This window comes from Bradyrhizobium sp. BWC-3-1, from assembly GCF_032917965.1.
In the GTDB taxonomy this organism is placed as follows: domain Bacteria; phylum Pseudomonadota; class Alphaproteobacteria; order Rhizobiales; family Xanthobacteraceae; genus Bradyrhizobium; species Bradyrhizobium canariense_D.
On record NZ_CP136625.1, the window covers coordinates 2,631,403 to 2,649,200 of the forward strand.

The window sequence follows — 17,798 nt, forward strand, 5'->3', positions numbered from 1 at the left end:
ACCCAGAAGCAGCAAATATTTGCGCGCTCCTCCCACATTCGCAGGACGACACCCAAGCAGTGGTTGTTCAGGATGGCATGCGTCCGGCCAGCATGCAGTGGGGTAGGTGATCAGGCGTCCCTGCCTCGCCGCATCTGGACAGGACTTGGGAGCGCAGCATGTCCATTGAAGTCGAGGGCACGGTTTCTGCGGCGGGGCACGGACGTCAAGCAGGGGCGGCGGCGCGCAGAATAGTGATTTGTGCCCTGGCGGCGACAGGAATCCTTGCGACCAACATCTTCTTGCCTTCGCTGCCGGTCATCGCGGCCGATTTCCATGTATCCAGCGCGGCGGTCACGTCGGCCTTCACGATCTTTCTGGCGATTTTCGCCATAGGGCAATTGATTGCCGGCCCGCTGTCGGACCGGTTCGGGCGACGCATGCCGATTCTGATAGGGCTCGGAATTTTCATCGCCGGTACGATCTGGTGCGCTTTCGCGCGCGATCTATCGAGCCTGCTGATCGGCCGATCAATGCAGGCTTGCGGCGCATGTGCGGCTTCGGTGCTTTCACGTGCGATCGCCCGGGATCTGTTCGATGGCCAGGCACTTGCAAAGGTCATGGCCTCGATCACCATGGCAACCGCGGCCGCCCCAGGCTTTTCACCGCTGCTGGGGAGTGCGCTCGATCTATTCTTTGGCTGGCGCTCGGAATTTGCCTTTGTCGCGGCCTTCGCGCTCTGCACGGCTTTGGCCTATGCGACCTTCGTCGGCGAAACCAATGACGGCGCGCGTCGTTCTCTGAATCCGCTCAAAATTGCCGGCTTCTATCTGGAGCTTGTTCGGGATCGCCGGTTCGTTGCGCCTGCTAGAACCGCTGGACTGGTGATGGCCGGTCTTTTCGCGATTTTCTCCAGCGCGCCGCGGGTGCTGCTCGAATCGTTTGGATTCTTGCCAATCACACTTGGTGAGCTATTTGCGGGCGTGGTCTTCCTGGTGTTTGCGGCCGGCATGCTGGCGCCTAGGCTATCGGCGCGGGTTGGTTCCTGCCGTGCGACGTCGGTCGGCTTGGGACTAACCGTCCTCGGAGGCGCCGGGCTGCTTTGCGCGGTGCTGCTCGCGAACGGCGCGCTGCTGCCATTTCTGTTAGCGGCTTCCGTCTTTCTGTTCGGCGTGGGAATAGTGAGCCCGCTGTCGAGCGCGGCAGCGCTGTCGCCGTTTGGCAGCAAGGCCGGTATCGCCGCAGCCCTGTTCGGATTCTCGCAAATGGCGGGCGCTGCATGCGGTGCCTCTCTCGCGGCGATTGTCGCCAGCGATCCGGCCGTCGGGCTAGGAATCGTGCTGACAGTAACGTCGCTCGTGGCGGTTATCCTTCACGAGCGGCGCTAATCTGAGGTGGATCTTGCCGAGAACACAATGGGTTTGGTGTGAGGTTCTTTGCGGCGCCCTGGCATGCCACTATTGTCGAGCGGCGATGGCCGTGATCTCGAGTTTGACGCCGGGACCGAGATCCGCCACGCCGATTGCGGCGCGCGCCGGCAGATGAGCCTCTGCAAAATGCGCCTTCCAGGCCGCGTTGAAGTCTGCCTTCTCCTTGAGGCTCGTCATGTAGATGGTCACCTGCAAGACGTTGCTCAGATCGGATCCGAGGGTCTTGAGCAGCTGCGCCAACTGCCCGAGGACGTCATTTGCCTGGCCCGACATGTCGAGGCTCGTGTCCTCTGGGACGATTCCACCGATGTAGAGCACGCCATGATGCTCGACCACTTCGTGGAGCAGACCCTCGTAGGGCAAGACGCGCTTGATCATGATGGGACCGATGTTGTGTGTGACGGGCGGCATATCGCACATTTCAATGTCAGTGTCGTCGCAAAGAGATCTCGCGCCAAGTCTCACCGAAAGACGGACCGCGCGGCTCTGAATGCAACCGACTAAAGCGTTGAAAATAAAAGCACAAATTGGACGAAAAATCGCCGCCGGGTCGTTCCTGCGAACGTTCGCCAATCTGTCCTTGCACGAGCGCCCGGCATTTTCGCCGGCCCTGACCCGACGACATCGAAGCGCGGATCGCTATACTGCGACGCGGATGACATCGGTGCGGCCGGGACAGTGCCGCGACCGGAACAAGGAATGCGACGATGGACGATACGATTGGCTTCCCCGACCCCGGCCTCGACCTGTCCGACGGCTTCAAGCCGCACACCTCGCATTGGGGCGTGTTCTCGGCACGTCAAGGCGAGGCCGGGCTCGAGGTCAGGGCCTATGCGGGCGATCCCGATCCGAACCGCATCATCGACAATTTTCCCGGCGCGCTACGCCATCAGGCGCGCATCACCCAGCCGGCGATCCGCCGCGGCTGGCTCGAACGCGGTCCGGGTCCGGACGATCGCCGCGGCCGCGATGAATTCGTATCCGTCAGCTGGGAAAAGGCGCTCGATCTGCTCGGCGACGAGCTGGCACGCATCCGTGACACGCGCGGCCCCGGCGCGGTGTTCGGCGGCTCCTATGGCTGGTCGAGCGCGGGCCGCTTCCACCACGCCCAGAGCCAGGTGCATCGCTTCCTCAACATCGCCTTGGGCGGCTATGTGCGCTCGGTGAACTCCTATTCCTCCGGCGCGTCCTCGGTGCTGCTGCCGCAGATCCTCTGCGGCTACGAGGATATCACCAAGCGCAATGTCACCTGGGAGCAGATCGCGGCTGATACCGACATCGTGCTGGCGTTCGGCGGCATGGCGCTGAAGAACTCGATGGTCGCAGGCGGCTCGATCAGCAAGCATGTCGAGCGCGGCGCGATGGAAGCTGCGCGCCGCCGCGGCTGCGAGTTCATCCTGGTCAGCCCGTTGCGCGAAGACCTGCCCGTCGAGGCCGGCGCCGAGTGGATGACCTGCGTGCCCGGGACCGACACCGCGCTGATGCTCGGCATCGTTCATACGCTGATCGCGGAGAACCTGCACGACCAGGCCTTCCTCGATCGCTACACCGAGGGCTGGCCGGTCTTCCTGCGCTATCTCACCGGCGAGAGCGACGGCCAACCCAAGCACGCCGAATGGGCCGCCGCGGTCTGCGGCGTCGACACCGACACAATCCGCAAGCTGGCGCGCCGGCTCGCCGGCAAGCGCGCGCTCATCACCGTCTCTCATTCGCTCCAGCGCGCCGAGCATGGCGAGCAGCCGGTGTGGATGGGCATGGTGCTGGCGGCAGCGCTCGGCCAGATCGGCCTCTCCGGCGGCGGCTACGCCTATTCGTTGGGGGCAATCGGCTATTACGGTCGCCGCGTCAACGACGTGCCGGGGCCGACATTGGGGCAGGGCCGCAACGCTGTCCGCGATTTCATTCCGGTGGCGCGCATCGCCGACATGCTGCTCAATCCCGGCAGCGCCTATCGCTACAACGGCGAGACGCGCACCTATCCGGATATCCGCCTTGTCTACTGGGCCGGCGGCAATCCCTTCCATCACCACCAGGACATCAACCGCCTGCGCAAGGCGTTTGCGAAAGTCGACACGCTGGTCGTGCACGAGCTCGCATGGACTGCCACGGCCCGGCATGCCGACATCGTGCTGCCCTCGACGATGACGCTCGAACGCGAAGACATCGGCTATTCCAGCAACGATCCCCTGATGGTCGCGATGCACCGGATCGCCGAGCCGTTCGGCCTTGCGCGCGACGACTACGAGATCTTCGCCGATCTCGCCGACCGTCTCGGTGCGCGCGAGCCCTTCACCGAGGGGCGGACGTCACGTCAGTGGCTGGAACATCTTTATGAGCCGACCCGCGCCTCGCTCGAAGCGCGCGGCCTGGAAGCGCCGAGCTTCGAAGAGTTCTGGCGGCGCGGCAGCCTGGTGGTGCCGCAGCAGCCCGACGACGGTGGCCGGCTGCGCCGCTTCCGCGACGATCCCGTCAATCATGCTTTGCCCACGCCGAGCGGTCGCATCGAAATATTCTCTGCCAAGATCGCAGGTCATGGTGATGCGGATTGCCCGGGCCATCCGGTCTGGCTGGAGAAGTCCGACACGCCCAAGCCGGGGGCGCCGTGCTTCCTGGTCGCCAACCAGCCGGTGACGCGTCTGCATAGCCAGCTCGATTTCGGCGGACATTCGCTTCAAAGCAAACATCGCGGCCGCGAGGTCGCGCGCATGAACCCACGGGACGCTGACGCACGCGGGATCAAGCACGGCGACATCATCCGGCTGTTCAACGCGCGCGGCGCCTGTCTCGCCGCGGTCCACGTCACCGACGGCATCGCGCCCGGCGTGGTCCAGCTCCCGACCGGCGCCTGGTACGACCCGATGGACCCCGAAGACGACGCGCCGCTCTGCGTGCACGGCAATCCGAACGTGCTCACCCGCGACGTCGGCACGTCGTCCTTTGCGCAAGGCTGCACCGGTCAGCTCACGACAGCCGAGGTCGAGAAGTTCACCGGCAATCTGCCGCCGATCCGGGCTTTCGATCCGGTGTAGAAAAAAAGGGGCCGTCCTGTGTGGGTGCAGGGACGGCCCCGAGTGGCTCGCAGGCCCGGGAGGATGAGGGCGCGAGCGAATGCTTACGCGGCTGCGCTGATCCAGTCCCTCTCCGTAGCAGGACGACGCGGCGGGAGTGCTTGCACCTCTCGCCGTTCGCCCTTGCTGGCGAGGCGCCAGCGTGCCGGGGATTGATCGGTGATGCGCTTGAAGACAGTCGAAAAATGCGCCTGCGTGCTGAAGCCGACGGCGAGTGCGATCTCGGCCAGCGGCCGCTCGGTGGTCGCCAGCAACGTCTTGGCCTGCTCGATCCGGTGATTGAGCAGATATTCGCGGGGGCGATAACCGGTCGCGACGCGGAATTGCGCCGCAAAGTGCATTCTGGACAGGCCGGCGACATTGGCGAGCTCGGACAGGCTGATGCAGCGGTGGAAATGATCGGCGATATATTGCTCGACGCGCCGCAGCCGCCATTTCGGCAGGGCATTGACCTTGGCGCGTGGCAATTCCAGCCGTGCCAGATGCATCGCGAGGGTTTGGCCAATGCAGCGCGTGAACTCGTGGTCCGCGGCGTCGCCAAGTTCGATCAGCGCCTTGGCAAGCTCGGCCGCGAGCGGATCGCGCAACAGGACGAGATCATTCAAACCTTCGGTTCCGGAAAATTGTGCCGGAAATTGATCCGCGGAGATGTAAAAGTGCAAGAAGGCGCATGGCGACTGGAATTGTCCGGCGAGGGGCTTTGACGGCGCGGTGAGATACAGTGTGCCCGCGGGCATGGTCCCGTCGAAAATGACCTGGCGATCCCGGGTCAGTTTCGCGCGCGTGGTCTTGAGGGCGATGCCGACGAAATAGCGATCCTCGGGCGTCGTCGCTTGGTGCGACGAGGTGCTCCGCGGGTCTTCCCATCGCGAGATCGCGATGTCCTCGGCCGCCGCTCCCGTGCCCGGATCGATCTGACGCCATTGACGCTCCCGAATGATCGCGTGTGTTGCCCGGGGGAACTCGCAATCCCCCGAGGTGCCCGGAAATTCAATCCAGGCATCACCTGCCTGCAAATTGGTCAACATCGTTCGTCCTCTCCGGGCGTTCTCCGCTGTTTGCAACCAGCAAACGCGCAAAGCCCACGTTTTCCATGGTGAGAGGATAGGCGTGAGCTGACCTGCAAGCTCGTTAGTGGTGATTAGGATGTGTTAGTTTTTGTGGGAGCGCATCAGGTGCGGCATCCCGTCTCAGGAAGCGTCGTTTTTGTACAGTTTATCAGACATTTGCGTATCCCCGACACGACTCAGGAGAGCACCGGTCATGGCGTGGAGATCGATGTGGAGGTGTGAGTTCTGTGGGTTGCCCTCGCTGGACCTCGCACTGGCGCCGGGTATAGTCGCGCCGCATTTCGCTGGAGCGGCCGTCAAGATGAGTCAAAAGTGATCGAGCTCTCGGCAGGACAGGGCCCCCGCGGCCGCGACGCCGCGGCGATCCCAGATTTCGATGCCGTCGCGTTCGGGCCATTTTCGCTGCGGTCGCGGCTGCTGGAGAAGGATGGCTTGCCGGTCAGGCTCGGCAGCCGTGCGATGGATATTTTGCGCCTGCTGGTCAGTCGCGCCGGCGAAGTGGTCCCGAAGAACGAAATTCTCGGCTATGCGTGGTCCGGACTTTCCGTCGAGGAGGTCAGCCTGCGCGTCCATGTCGCGGAGCTGCGCAAGGTGCTCGGCGACGGAAAGGATGGTGCCCGCTACATCACCAACATCCCGGGCCGGGGCTATTGCTTTGTCGCGCCCGTGCGGCGTGGCGGGCGCGCGGAGGTGGCTACACCGGCGTCGCGTGTGCCTGAAAGGGCCGCGCCGCCACCGTCGCTACCGCGCCGATTGGACCGGATGGTCGGGCGAGAGGACGCCGTGGCCGAGTTGGCAGCGCGCTTGCTCCGCGATCGCTTCGTCACGCTGCGAGGGCCGGGCGGCATCGGAAAGACCACCGTTGCGACTGCGCTCGCGCACGAGATGTGCGATAGCTTCGACGGCAACGTCCATTTCCTCGAATTCGGTCCGCTCAAGGACGGAGCGCTGGTCGCGAGCACGGTTGCAGCCGCGTTGGGCCTCGTCGTGCACCACGAGGACCCCTCGGCCAGCATCGTCAATTTCCTGCGCGGCCGCCGGCTGCTTCTCGTGCTCGACAGCTGCGAGCACGTCATCGAGGAGGTCGCGCGCCTTGCAGAAAACATCTACCGGGAGGCGCCTGGCATCGTCATCCTCGCAACCAGCCGCGAATCGCTGCTGGTGGAAGGCGAGCAGATTTTCGAGCTCGTTTCGCTCCCCGGTCCGCCGCAGGGCACCCGCCTCAGTGCCGGCGAGGTGCTTGCTTATCCCGCCGTGCGCCTGTTCGTCGATCGCGCCGTCGCGGCGGGGCATCGCGACGACATCACCGACGAGGATGCCGAAGTCCTGGCCCGGATTTGCGGCAAGCTCGACGGCATCGCGCTGGCGATCGAGCTGGCTGCCGCACGTGTCGGTCTCTATGGACTGCGCGAGATGGCGGCGCTGCTCGACAGCCGGCTGCAGCTCGAATGGCGCGGGCGGCGGACGGCGCCGCCGCGGCAGCAGACGCTCGGCGCTACGCTCGACTGGAGTTTCGGTCTGATCGGCGAGAGCGAGCGGATCGTATTTCAGCGCCTCGCCGTCTTCGCAGGTCACTTCACGTTGAGGGGCGCGATAGCAGTCGCGGCCGGGGCGGAGATGGCGGAGGATCGCGTCGTCGAGGCCCTGGAGCAACTCGTGGTGAAGTCGCTGGTTTCCACCCAGCCGGACGGCGCATCGCGGCGCTATCGCCTGCTCGACGCAACGCGTGCCTATGCCCTGCAGAAACTGGGCGACGGCGGACAGCTGGCGCAGATCGCGCATCGTCATGCTCTCTATGTTCAATGCACGCTCGAAGCGGGCATGAGGGACAAGGAGGGCGGCGATCATGCGTCACGTTTGCAGGAAAGCGCGAGCCTGCTCGCCGATGCCCGCGCTGCGCTGCAATGGGCTTATGCCAACGACGACGGCGCCGGCTTGCGCGTGCCGCTCGCCGGCAGCTGCACAAGGCTGTTCGTCGAACTCAATTTGCTGAACGAGGCCCGCATCTGGTCCGATCGCGCACTCGCAATGCTGGACGAGGCCGACCGGGGCGGCGCATGGGAGCTCGAACTTCAGTCGACGCTCGGTCACGCCTTGATGTTCACCGAACGTAACAGCGAGCAGGCGGAAGCGGCGCTCAGGCGCGGGCTGGAAATAGCGGAAGCGCTTTCCGATCACGCCAACACATTCAGGCTGTTGTCCCGGCTCAACATGTTCTACCGCCGGACCGGTCGCTATCGGCATCTGGTGCCGACTGCGCTTCACGCCGAGCGGATTGCCCGCGTCATCGGCGATACCGCGGGCATCGCCGGGAGCAAAGCGCTGCTCGGCGTGTCATATCACCTCGCCGGAGACCAGGCCGCGGCGCAGGCTCATCTCGACCAGGGCCTGCGAGACGACGCTGCGCTCCGCGGCACCCAACTCGGGCATTTCGCCTATTCACGCACACCGCAAATTCCGCTCGCGCGCGTGCTATGGCTGCGCGGCTTTCCCGATCGTGCGCTCGAATGCATCCGGCCGCTGGTCGGCGCTTCGGCGCCGCATGACGTGGTCATGCATTGTATCGCATTATGCTGGTCCGCTTCGGTATTCGGCTGGCTCGGCGACTGGTCGTCGGTCGAGGTCATGACCGGTCGTCTGACCGCGCATGCGAGCATGCACGGGCTCGTGCCTTACGAAGCCGTCGCGGCGGGTTTTCGGGCGCAGAGCATGATCGCTCGGGGCGAGGCGGCCGGCGGCGTCGACCTGATGCGGAGTGCGCTTCCACGCCTGCATGCCGACCGCTACGAACTCTATGCCTCGGCGTTCGCCGCGGATCTGTCTCGGGGCCTGGTCAGCTTGGGACAATTGACGGAAGGCATTCAGGTTCTTCACGAAACCATTCTGCGGGTCGAGCGGGAAGGCGGCGCGTTCGACATGCCCGAGCTGCTCCGTCTGCGGGGAGAGCTGGAGATCCAGGGCGGCAATCCCGACGCGGCCGAGGCCGATCTTGTCGCCTCGATCTCGCTCGCCGAACAGCAGGGCGCGCTATCGTGGCGGCTGCGAGCCGAGATGTCGCTGGCGCGGCTTCGAACCCGGCAGCATGTGCAAAATCCGCTCGAACAGCTCGCTCAAACCTATGCCCGGTTCTCCGAAGGGTTCGAGACCGCCGATCTCATTGCAGCACGGCGCATGTTGAACGAACCGGGGGCCTGAACAGTCGATACGACCGTCTCTTCTCGCTGCTGAGCGCGTCCATCAGCGCTCAACCCTTGTGTCCAGCCAGCCGCCCCAGGAAGTCGCGGACAAGCAAAGCGATCTCGTCGGTGGCTTCATCCAGCGCGAAGTGGCCGGCTTCGAGAATGTGAACCTCGGCATCCGGCACGTCGTCGCGATAGGCCGTCGCGCCTGCGACGGCGAATGACGGATCGTATTCGCCCCAGACCACCAGCGTCGGTGGCCGCGTCTGGCGCAACCAAGCCTGCCATTTCGGATAGGAGGCGACGTTGGTCCGGTAATCCAGGAACAGCGTGGTCTGAATCTCGGCCTGGCCGGGACGCGTCAGGAACGCGTATTCGTCGATCCAGGTGTCGGGGTCATAGCGCTCGGGACGCGGACTGGAGCCGAGATGCCGCTGACGCGTCGCCTCCAGGGACGTAAAGTTGGCCTTGAGCGCCTCGACCTCGTGCGCCGGGTCGGCCCAGTACTTCCTGCGCGCATTCCAGAGCGGGCTCAGCCCCTGCTCGTGCGAAACCGCGTTCTGGACGATGACACCGCGGACGCGTTCGGGATGCGCCAGCGCCATGCGGAAGCCGACAGGGCCTCCGTAGTCCTGCATGAACAGGACGTAGTCGGTGAGGCCGAGCTTCGTTGTGAGCTCGCCGATCACGGCGGCGATGTTGTCGAACGTATAGGTGAAGTCGCATGGCGGCGGCGCGCTGCTGTTGCCGAAGCCGGGATAGTCCGGCGCGATGAGATGATATTTGTCGGCGAGCAGCGGCATCAGCGGCTCCCACATCCGCGACGACGAGGGAAATCCGTGGAGCAGCAGCACCGTCGGAGCGTCGGTGGGCCCAGCCTCGCGGTAGAAAATCTCGAGACCCCGGATATCGGTCTTGTGATAGCTGATCGAACGCCGGCTCGATCGCAGATCCTGTGCCGAGGCCTGCACGGTCGCGCAGGCCAAAGCGGCCGATAGGGCAAGAGTGGCTGGGATGTTCATGTCATCGCTCCGAATTCGGCATGTGAGGTGAAGATGTGTCGCAAGTAGGGGACATCCCCTTGTGACGGCGGCGTCGAGAGGCACCATCGCGGGCGCCTCTCGCGATGTGCCGCATCTGGGCTTTACGACGCGCGCGCCAGCGGCTCGCCCTTCAGGGCGGCGAGCAGGGCCTGCGCGGCCGGACCCGAGGAGTGCGGGTTCTGGCCCGTGATCAAGAGGCCGTCGGTGACGACGTGAACGCCCCAGTTTGCCGTCTTCGAGAAGACGGCGCCAAGCTTCAGCATTTCGTCTTCGACCAGGAAAGGCACCACCTTGGTGAGGCCGACGTCCTCCTCTTCACCATTGGTGAAACCGGTCACCTCCTTGCCCTGAACCAGGGGCTTGCCGTCGGGCGTCTTGACGTGGCGCAGCGCACCAGTCGAATGGCAGACCACGGCGACTGTCTTGCCGGCGGCAAGGAAGGATTCGATGAGCTTGACCGAGTCCTTGTCCTCGGCGAGGTCCCACATCGGGCCGTGACCGCCGGGATAGAAGACGGTGTCGAAATCTTCCTGCTTGACGCTGTCGAGGCGAACCGTCTTGTCGAGTTGGGCTTCGGCGGCGACGTCGGCCTCGAAGCGTAGCGTCAGGTCGGTGCGGAATTCGCGCTCGTTGCTCTTGGGGTCAAGCGGCGGACGGCCGCCTTTCGGCGAGGCGAGGGTGATCTCGGCCCCGGAATCCCTAAAGATGAAATAGGGGGCGGCGAGCTCCTCGAGCCAGAAGCCCGTCTTGCGCCCGGTGTTGCCGAGCTGATCGTGCGAGGTGATGACCATCAATATTTTCATGACCGTTCTCCTTGAGTGCGTTTGCTGCGATGACGCGCTCCATTGCGGTGGAGATGCGCGGAGCTGGGTCTCGTTCGAGCACGTCACGTCGTTCGTTGCTCGCGACCCCAATCTGCGCTCAAGGCCGACTGTTGGCTCGTTATGTATTGTTAGACGTTGAGAGTTGGAGATATCGCGCGGGCCGCTACTCGAAGACGGCGTCAAAGATCTCGACATCCATCAGCACGGGCTTGGCGACCACGGTTCCGTCGGGCCGCAGCGTCTGCGCGCGTCGGAGCGTCGGCACCACGATGCCGCCGAAGCTGTCATGGGCCCAGGAGTAATGCGCGACTTTCATTCCGAACAGATCGTGGTCGGTCCGCCGTTGCAATGCGTTCTCGTCGAAATAGAAGATCTGTTCGGGCGCGAGCGTGATCAGGCTCGGTGGGAATTGCGCCCGCAGCCGCCGCCATGACTCGTTATTCTCCTGCCACGGCGGCAGCTCCTCCACCAAGACATCGGGATGGGCGAGCAGGAATGGATTGGTCAGATAATTCCAGATCGCGACGCCGCAGAAGAAGACGAGATGCAGCTCGCCCGCGAGCGCGGGCGAACCGGCCTCGGTGAACGCAAGATTCGGATTGCGCCAGGTCCGCAGAATCTCACCTTCGAGGCTTTCGATCGTGATCGCGTCCGGCTGAAACGAGCCGGAGTGTTCGCCTCCGGTGATGCCGGTGAAGCGGACCGATTGCGTGCGGGTCGAGCCCTCCGCCGTCACGTCCTTGAATTCGCTGGCATGTCCGGTGCTGGAGAACAGCGTTCCCGCGACGGAGAGGTGAAGCGTGAACCGGCTCAAGCTATTCCAGCGGGCCATTCCGCCGCTGGCATCAATTACATCGTCAAGAAGCGCCATGTCCCGCCATATCCACCATGAAGTGCCACCACCATGGCGGGGCGGATGCGGCTTGGCGTGTTAGAATTTGTTAGGAGTTGCGAGCGGATAGCCTTGCGGTATCTCATTGAAGATACTCTCAATTCAGCGCCGCAAGGAGCTCCCTGGCGGCGACGAGATCACGGGTCTGGAGGCCCTCCTGGTACCGCGCGACGAGGGGGGCGAGCAGGGCGCGTGCGTCGGCGGCTTTTCCGGCCCCGCGCCAAACCCGGCCGAGACTAATTGCTCCCCGCAGCTCCCAGCCGAGCGCGCTTTGGCGGCGTGACAGATCGAGCGAGTCCAGGAAGCAGCTTTCGGCCTCCGCGGCATTGCCCGACCGGGCGAGGATGTCGCCCTTGACCCTGAGCATCTCCGGCATGTCGAAGGATTCGCCATGATCGGGAATCTCTGCGATGGCATCGTTGATGGTCTGCAAGGCTTCGTCGGCCTGGTTCTGCGCCACGAGTCCCTCCGCGAGCGCGGTCGCAAACACCGTGGTCATGATCCGGTGTCGCGTCGCGTACAGCGTGGCCTGGCTGCGGCGGAGGTGCTCGATGCCGGCGGCGACGTCGCCGCGGCGAAGCAGCAGCTCACCCTTCTGGCCGATGCCGACCGCGTGATAGGGCCCGAGGAAGTGCCGCGCGGAATGATCGATCAGCCGCTCGATCAGGATTTCCGCATTGGCCAAGTCGCCGACCCAGAGGAACACGTAGATGGTCCAGATCAAGGAAATACCGAGAGTGAGCGGCTGTTCGAGCAGCTCGGCTTCGCGAACGGTGTATCTCGACGCCTCGATCGCACGATCGGGCCGGCCGGTGAGCCAAAGCCCGCGTGCCAGCGCCACCAGTGCGACGATGCGGTCGTCATAGCCGAGATGGCCGATATTCAGCCGCTGCGAGCCGGGATTATGCAACATCGCGCTCTCGCAGAGCTGCACCGCCTTGTCCTGGTTGCCGATCAAATGATGGGCGACGCCCAGCATCCATTCGACGTTCAGCGTGCTGGCGGGATCGTTCAGCTTCCGCGCGACGCTCTCGCCCTGTTCCCCGGTTCCGAGTGCTCCGTGAAAATCTCCGACCCTGGTGAGATAGATGTGCAATCCGCGGAGCAGCCAGAGCTGCCAGTGCAAATCCTGGAGCTCCTGGGCAAGTTGGAGACTGCGCGTGAATGCCGAGCGGACCGCTTCGGTATTGCCCTGCGTGAACATCGCGGATACGCCGAGCGCGGCCTGCAAGATCATTTCATTGCGGCCATCCACCGCGCTCGCGTCGAGGGACGCCAGCGCCTGCTGGGTCCAGCGGTAGCATTCGGTCAGCAATGTCAGCTCGAGAAAGAATTGCGCCGCCGACGCCGCCAGATCCACGCCGATCGTTCGGTCCCCGCCGTCCGAAAAGCTCCAGGTCAGCGCGGCCCGGACATTGGGCAGGTGGTCGGCATAGGGAAGAAAGCCTCCGGCGCTCTGCATGCCCGTGGATTTGAGGGCGATGTCACGCAGGAAATCGCGGAAATATTCGGCGTGGGCACGTGCGACGCGGTCAGCTTCGCCGTTCTCGACGAGCTTCTCCGCGACGAAGGCACGCGTCGTATCCAGCAGGCGATAGCGCAGCCGCCGCTCCGCAGGCGAGGTCGCGATCAGCGATTTGGAAAGCAGGTTGGAGATCGCCTCGGCGGCTTCTGCCTCGCCGATGCCCTGACAGGATGCGACCGCAAGCGCGGCTTCCAGCGTGAACGGCCCGACGAAGGCCGACAATCCGCGCAGCGTTGCGCTTTCGGTTGCCGGCAGCAAATCATAGCTCCAGGCGAGCGCCGCACTCAGGGTGTGGTGTCGCGGGACAGCGGTGCGCCGGCCGCGCCATAGCAGGGAGAAACGGCTGTCGAGCAGCGAGGCGGTGCCGGCAATGCCATAGGCGTTCACACGCCCGGCCGCGAGCTCGATCGCGAGCGCGATGCCGTCCAATCGACGGCAGATGTCGGCCACAAGCGGCGCATCCTCCTCGCTGAGCTCGAATTCGCTCAGGCTCTCTGCAATGCGTTCCACAAAAAGCTGAGTTGCGGGATAGGCAAGGATGTCGGCGATGCCGAGTCCGTCGCGCTGTGGCGGGCAATCCAGTGGAAACAGCCGATGGACACGCTCACCTTCGGCGCGGAAGGATTCGCGGCTGGTGGCGAGAATATGCAGCTCACCCGCTTCCCGGACGATGCGCTCCGCCAGAGGGGCGAGATCGTCGAGGATGTGCTCGCAACTGTCGAAGACCATCAGCATCCGCCGGTTGCGCAGGAACGTCAGCAACCCCGGCACCGGATCGTCGGAATTGACTGTCAGGCCCAGCGCGGCCGCGATCGTTCCCGCAACGAGCCGGGTCTCCCTCAGCGCGCCAAAATCGACAAAACACACCTGGCCGTCGAAGGCCGGGAGCTCGCCATGCGCCACGGCCAGTGCGACCGAGGTCTTGCCGATCCCGCCGGGACCGACGATCGTGACGAAGCGATGCAAAACGAGCTCGGCGGAAATTCTCTGGACCGCATCGTCCCGCCCGATCATCTTTGCCAGCGGCGAGGGCAACGAGCGCGGCGAAGCAACGGGCAGGCTGGTCCGGTTCTCCGAAGGGGCAGCCCGGAGCAGCGCCGCCGTGAAGCAATAACCTCGTCCGGGGACGTTGACGACGTAGCGGGACCCTTCGCCCGGATCGCCCAAGGCCTTGCGCAGCGTCGTGATGTGAAAGCGCAGGCTGCCTTCGTCCACATTCACGTCGGCCCAGACCCGCCGGATCAACTCACGCTTGTCCACGACCTCGCCGGCGCGCTCGGCGAGAAAAACGAGGATGTCGAGCGCACGGCCGCCGAGGTGAACCGGGGCGCCGTCCTTCTCGAGCAGCCGCGTCTTTGCGAACAGCCGGAATGGCCCGAAAGCAATGGCCGAATCCTGGTCGTTAGTGTCCGGCACGGGCCAATCATTCCAGTGAGAGCTGAACTCTGCACTTTGATCTAGCAGAAGGGAACCCTGAGTAAACTGGTCGAAAGTGGCGAAATCGCGTGGAGGGTGCCGGCAATTGGCCGGTCGCGCGCGACGATCCGTCGCAAATTGTACTCAACGCGAGCCTCTTTCGGAGCGATCGGGACAACCCGGCAGTGTGCTTGACCGACCAGCTCACGTTCGGAGTGCCCGTCGTCGGACCCCCATCATAACAGAATCTTGCAACGTCTAACGAGCAATGCGCGCGAACTGCATCCAGTATCCGTTCCGAGTTTGACGCTAATTCCAACGGGGAGGCTACGATGTCCGGTATCAATGCTCGGCCGAATGACGACGTCGTTCGATCTCAATTTGTGGCCAGTTTAGACGATCAGTCGCGTGACTGGGAGCTCGTGCTGCGGGAATCCCACCATCGGATGAAGAACACGCTAACGATACTGGGTGCGTCAGTCCGCCGCGATTTCACCCGAACGGGTACCAGGGACGTATCGCTTGCAGCGGACCGGCTCGAGCGGCGCATTGTCGCCTTCGGCAGGCTCTATCAACTCTTGTCCGACAATGACGACCATACGGCGATCCCGGTGGCGGCCTTCTTCGAAAATCTGTGCGGAGCGATTTCCGAGGCCGTGCTGGAGCCGGCGGGCATCCGCTGCGAGGCTGCAATTGAAAGCGGCACGCTGCCGGCGTCGCAATGCCATCGGCTCGCGCTGATGCTGACGGAGCTGGTAACGAATGCGGCCAAGCATGCCTTCCCGAACAGGAATGACGCACTGATCCGCATCGAGACGGCCAATCGCGACGGCGCCTGGTTCTGCACGGTAATAGACAACGGGATCGGCGCGACCGGGCCGCTTCAGGGCACCGGCAGCCGGATTCTCGAAGGACTCGCACGCAGCATTCACGCCCGGCTGCAGGGCGAGGCGGGAGAGGACGGCACACGCGTAACCATCGTGATGCCGATCACAGCTGCTTGAAGCTCGCCTTAGATCCAACCCAGGGAGTTCGACATGGCCACTACCGAAATCGACCGCGACGCCGCGGCCAAGCTTTCCAATAAGCCTTCCAACAAGTCTTCCAACAAGTCTACGAAGACGCCTTCGACATCGCCTAGCGTCGATCAGCGGCTCGAGGTGATCGTGATCCCGGTGTCCGATGTCGATCGCGCCAAGGCCTTTTACGCGCGTCTCGGTTGGCGACTGGACGCCGATTTTGCCTCCGGCGATGACTGGCGCGTGATCCAGTTCACGCCGCCGGGTTCGGCCTGCTCGGTGATCTTCGGCAGGAACGTGACGGCGGCAGCGCCGGGCTCGGCGCGAGGCTTGTACCTGATCGTCTCCGATCTGGAGGCGGCGCGAACGGATCTGCTCGACCGCGGCGTCGAGGTCAGCGCTCCATTCCACGGTGCCGCCGATGTTCACGCGGGGACCGACGAGCCTTATCTCTCCGGCAGCGTTCGGGTGAGCGGTGCTGACCCGAAGCGCGGCAGCTACGGCTCATATGCGTCGTTCAGCGATCCCGACGGCAATGGCTGGTTGTTCCAGGAGGTCACGACGCGATTGCCGGGACGGATCGCGGGCGACGGCACGACATTCGCTTCGCAGGCTGCGCTGGCCGCAGCACTGCGCCGCGCGGCGGCGGCCCATGGCGAGCACGAAAAGCGGACCGGCGGGCACGACGAGAACTGGGCCGATTGGTACGCCGATTACATCGTCCGCGAACAGGCGGGCCAGCCGCTGCCATCCTGAGCTGGGCAGCACGGATTCTTCGACTGATGCAAGCCGACACGGCGCGCGATGACTGAGCTCATCGCGCGCCGTGTTGTTTTGGCGGCGCGCGTCGCGAGTCGACGATCGCTCTCCTCGGTGTCGCGCGGCTCGCAACGGCTAACGCGCTCTAACAACCCATAACGAGCAAATTGCCAGGGCCTGCGCCAATCTCTCGGCATGGCGAACCGAGGCGTTTATGTCAAATTCGGTCAGCGTCACCGACCAAAGCCAGGGAGATCGAACATGACCACGCAAGCACGTACCGACATTCTCAATCCAGACCGCCGTCAACTGTTGAGTCAAGCCGCGATGACCGCGGTCGCGGCAAGCGTGTCGAGCCTGCTGCCGCTGCATTCTGCGAAGGCCGGCGTGAGCGGGGCGGTCCGCCCGTTCCACGTCAGCGTGCCCGAGCAGGATCTGCTCGATCTCCGTCGCCGTCTCGCCGCGACGCGCTGGCCTGATCGTGAGATCGTTGCCGATCAATCGCAGGGCGTGCAACTGACGACGGTGCAGCAGCTCGTGAGCTACTGGCAGAACGACTACGACTGGCGCAAGATGGAGGCGCGGCTGAATGCCTTGCCGCAATTCGTCACCGAGATCGACGGCGTCGACATCCATTTCATTCACGTCCGCTCCAGGCACGAGAATGCCTTGCCGATGATCGTCACGCATGGCTGGCCCGGTTCGATCATCGAGCAGATGAAGATCGTCGGCCCGCTCACCGATCCCGCCGCACACGGCGCGACGGCGGCGGACGCTTTTGATCTCGTGATCCCTTCGCTCCCAGGCCACGGTTTCTCCGGCAAGCCGGCGGAGCTGGGCTGGGATCCCCAGCGCGTCGCGCGTGCCTGGATCGTGCTGATGAAGCGGCTCGGCTACAACCGCTATGTCGCGCAAGGCGGCGATTGGGGCAATGCCGTGACGGAGCAGATGGCAGTGATCGCGCCGCCGGAACTGCTCGGCATCCACACCAACATGCCCGCGACCGTTCCTGACGACATCGCCAAGGCGCTTCAGCCCGGCGGATCGCGGCCGTCGAACCTCTCGGCCGACGAGCGCTACGCTTACGATCAGCTCGATGACTTCTACAAGCACGGTCTCGGCTACGCGATCGAGATGTCCAACCGGCCGCAGACACTCTATGGCCTGGTGGATTCGCCGGCGGGCCTCGCGTCCTGGATGCTCGACCATGATGCGCGCAGCGCCGCAATGATCGCCCGGGTGTTCGACGGCAAGACGGAAGGGCTGTCGCGCGACGACGTGGTCGACAACATCGCGCTCTACTGGCTCACCAACACCGCGGTGTCGTCGGCGCGGCTGTACTGGGAGAACAAGCTGGTGTTCTTCGAGCCCAAGCACATCAAGATCCCGGTCGCCGTCAGCGTCTTCCCGGACGAGATCTACGCTGCGCCGCGCAGCTGGACCGAGAAGGCCTATCCGAGGCTGATGCACTACAACCGTCTCGACAAGGGCGGCCATTTCGCCGCCTGGGAGCAGCCCGCGTTGTTCTGCGCGGAAATGCGCACCGCCTTCCGACCGCTGCGTCAGTCGATCTGAGACCTGCGGGGACGCGCAC

Annotated in this window: 12 protein-coding genes; 6 read left to right on the plus strand and 6 right to left on the minus strand. The window is 64.3% G+C overall.

Features of this window, described 5'->3' with window-relative positions:
• Nucleotides 1-158: 158 nt before the first annotated feature.
• Nucleotides 159-1,367 (plus strand): multidrug effflux MFS transporter, encoded by a 1,209-nt coding sequence (locus RX329_RS12690; RefSeq protein ID WP_085384002.1) that lies wholly within the window; start codon nucleotides 159-161, stop codon nucleotides 1,365-1,367.
• A 69-nt stretch (nucleotides 1,368-1,436) separates the two neighbouring features.
• Here the strand turns inward: RX329_RS12690 and RX329_RS12695 are convergent, their stop codons facing one another.
• On the minus strand, nucleotides 1,437-1,829 hold the full coding sequence (locus tag RX329_RS12695) for a RidA family protein (protein ID WP_018460353.1): 393 nt from the start codon (nucleotides 1,827-1,829) through the stop codon (nucleotides 1,437-1,439).
• Between the two features lie 287 nt (nucleotides 1,830-2,116).
• Here RX329_RS12695 and RX329_RS12700 point away from each other — a divergent pair, with 287 nt between their 5' ends.
• Nucleotides 2,117-4,438: a molybdopterin guanine dinucleotide-containing S/N-oxide reductase gene (locus tag RX329_RS12700; protein WP_085384003.1), complete on the plus strand. Its 2,322-nt coding sequence runs from the start codon at nucleotides 2,117-2,119 to the stop codon at nucleotides 4,436-4,438.
• Nucleotides 4,439-4,521: 83 nt separating this feature from the next.
• On the opposite strand, the gene RX329_RS12705 is transcribed toward RX329_RS12700, so the two are convergent.
• Nucleotides 4,522-5,505, minus strand: coding sequence for a helix-turn-helix domain-containing protein (locus tag RX329_RS12705; RefSeq protein ID WP_094183564.1), 984 nt, complete (start codon nucleotides 5,503-5,505; stop codon nucleotides 4,522-4,524).
• A 354-nt stretch (nucleotides 5,506-5,859) separates the two neighbouring features.
• Here RX329_RS12705 and RX329_RS12710 point away from each other — a divergent pair, with 354 nt between their 5' ends.
• Nucleotides 5,860-8,742, plus strand: a complete 2,883-nt coding sequence (locus RX329_RS12710; RefSeq protein WP_317245892.1) for an ATP-binding protein — start codon at nucleotides 5,860-5,862, stop codon at nucleotides 8,740-8,742.
• A 49-nt stretch (nucleotides 8,743-8,791) separates the two neighbouring features.
• Here the strand turns inward: RX329_RS12710 and RX329_RS12715 are convergent, their stop codons facing one another.
• From RX329_RS12715 to RX329_RS12730, 4 genes are all read right to left on the minus strand, one after another.
• Complete coding sequence (locus tag RX329_RS12715) at nucleotides 8,792-9,748, minus strand: alpha/beta fold hydrolase (RefSeq protein WP_085348989.1); 957 nt, start codon at nucleotides 9,746-9,748, stop codon at nucleotides 8,792-8,794.
• A gap of 122 nt (nucleotides 9,749-9,870) precedes the next feature.
• Nucleotides 9,871-10,572, minus strand: a complete 702-nt coding sequence (locus RX329_RS12720) for a type 1 glutamine amidotransferase domain-containing protein (RefSeq protein ID WP_085384006.1) — start codon at nucleotides 10,570-10,572, stop codon at nucleotides 9,871-9,873.
• Nucleotides 10,573-10,756: 184 nt separating this feature from the next.
• A complete protein-coding gene (locus RX329_RS12725) occupies nucleotides 10,757-11,464 on the minus strand; it encodes a hypothetical protein (protein ID WP_018460346.1) in 708 nt (235 codons plus the stop codon).
• Nucleotides 11,465-11,582: 118 nt separating this feature from the next.
• Nucleotides 11,583-14,426: an ATP-binding protein gene (locus RX329_RS12730; protein ID WP_085384007.1), complete on the minus strand. Its 2,844-nt coding sequence runs from the start codon at nucleotides 14,424-14,426 to the stop codon at nucleotides 11,583-11,585.
• Nucleotides 14,427-14,758: 332 nt separating this feature from the next.
• Between RX329_RS12730 and RX329_RS12735 the strand changes: the two genes are divergently transcribed.
• From RX329_RS12735 to RX329_RS12745, 3 genes are all read left to right on the plus strand, one after another.
• The gene (locus tag RX329_RS12735) at nucleotides 14,759-15,430 is read left to right on the plus strand and encodes a sensor histidine kinase (protein ID WP_085384008.1); all 672 of its coding nucleotides are present in this window, start codon (nucleotides 14,759-14,761) and stop codon (nucleotides 15,428-15,430) included.
• A 33-nt stretch (nucleotides 15,431-15,463) separates the two neighbouring features.
• Nucleotides 15,464-16,201, plus strand: coding sequence for a VOC family protein (locus tag RX329_RS12740; RefSeq protein WP_085384009.1), 738 nt, complete (start codon nucleotides 15,464-15,466; stop codon nucleotides 16,199-16,201).
• Between the two features lie 264 nt (nucleotides 16,202-16,465).
• Nucleotides 16,466-17,779 (plus strand): epoxide hydrolase family protein, encoded by a 1,314-nt coding sequence (locus RX329_RS12745; protein ID WP_018460342.1) that lies wholly within the window; start codon nucleotides 16,466-16,468, stop codon nucleotides 17,777-17,779.
• Nucleotides 17,780-17,798 lie beyond the last annotated feature (19 nt).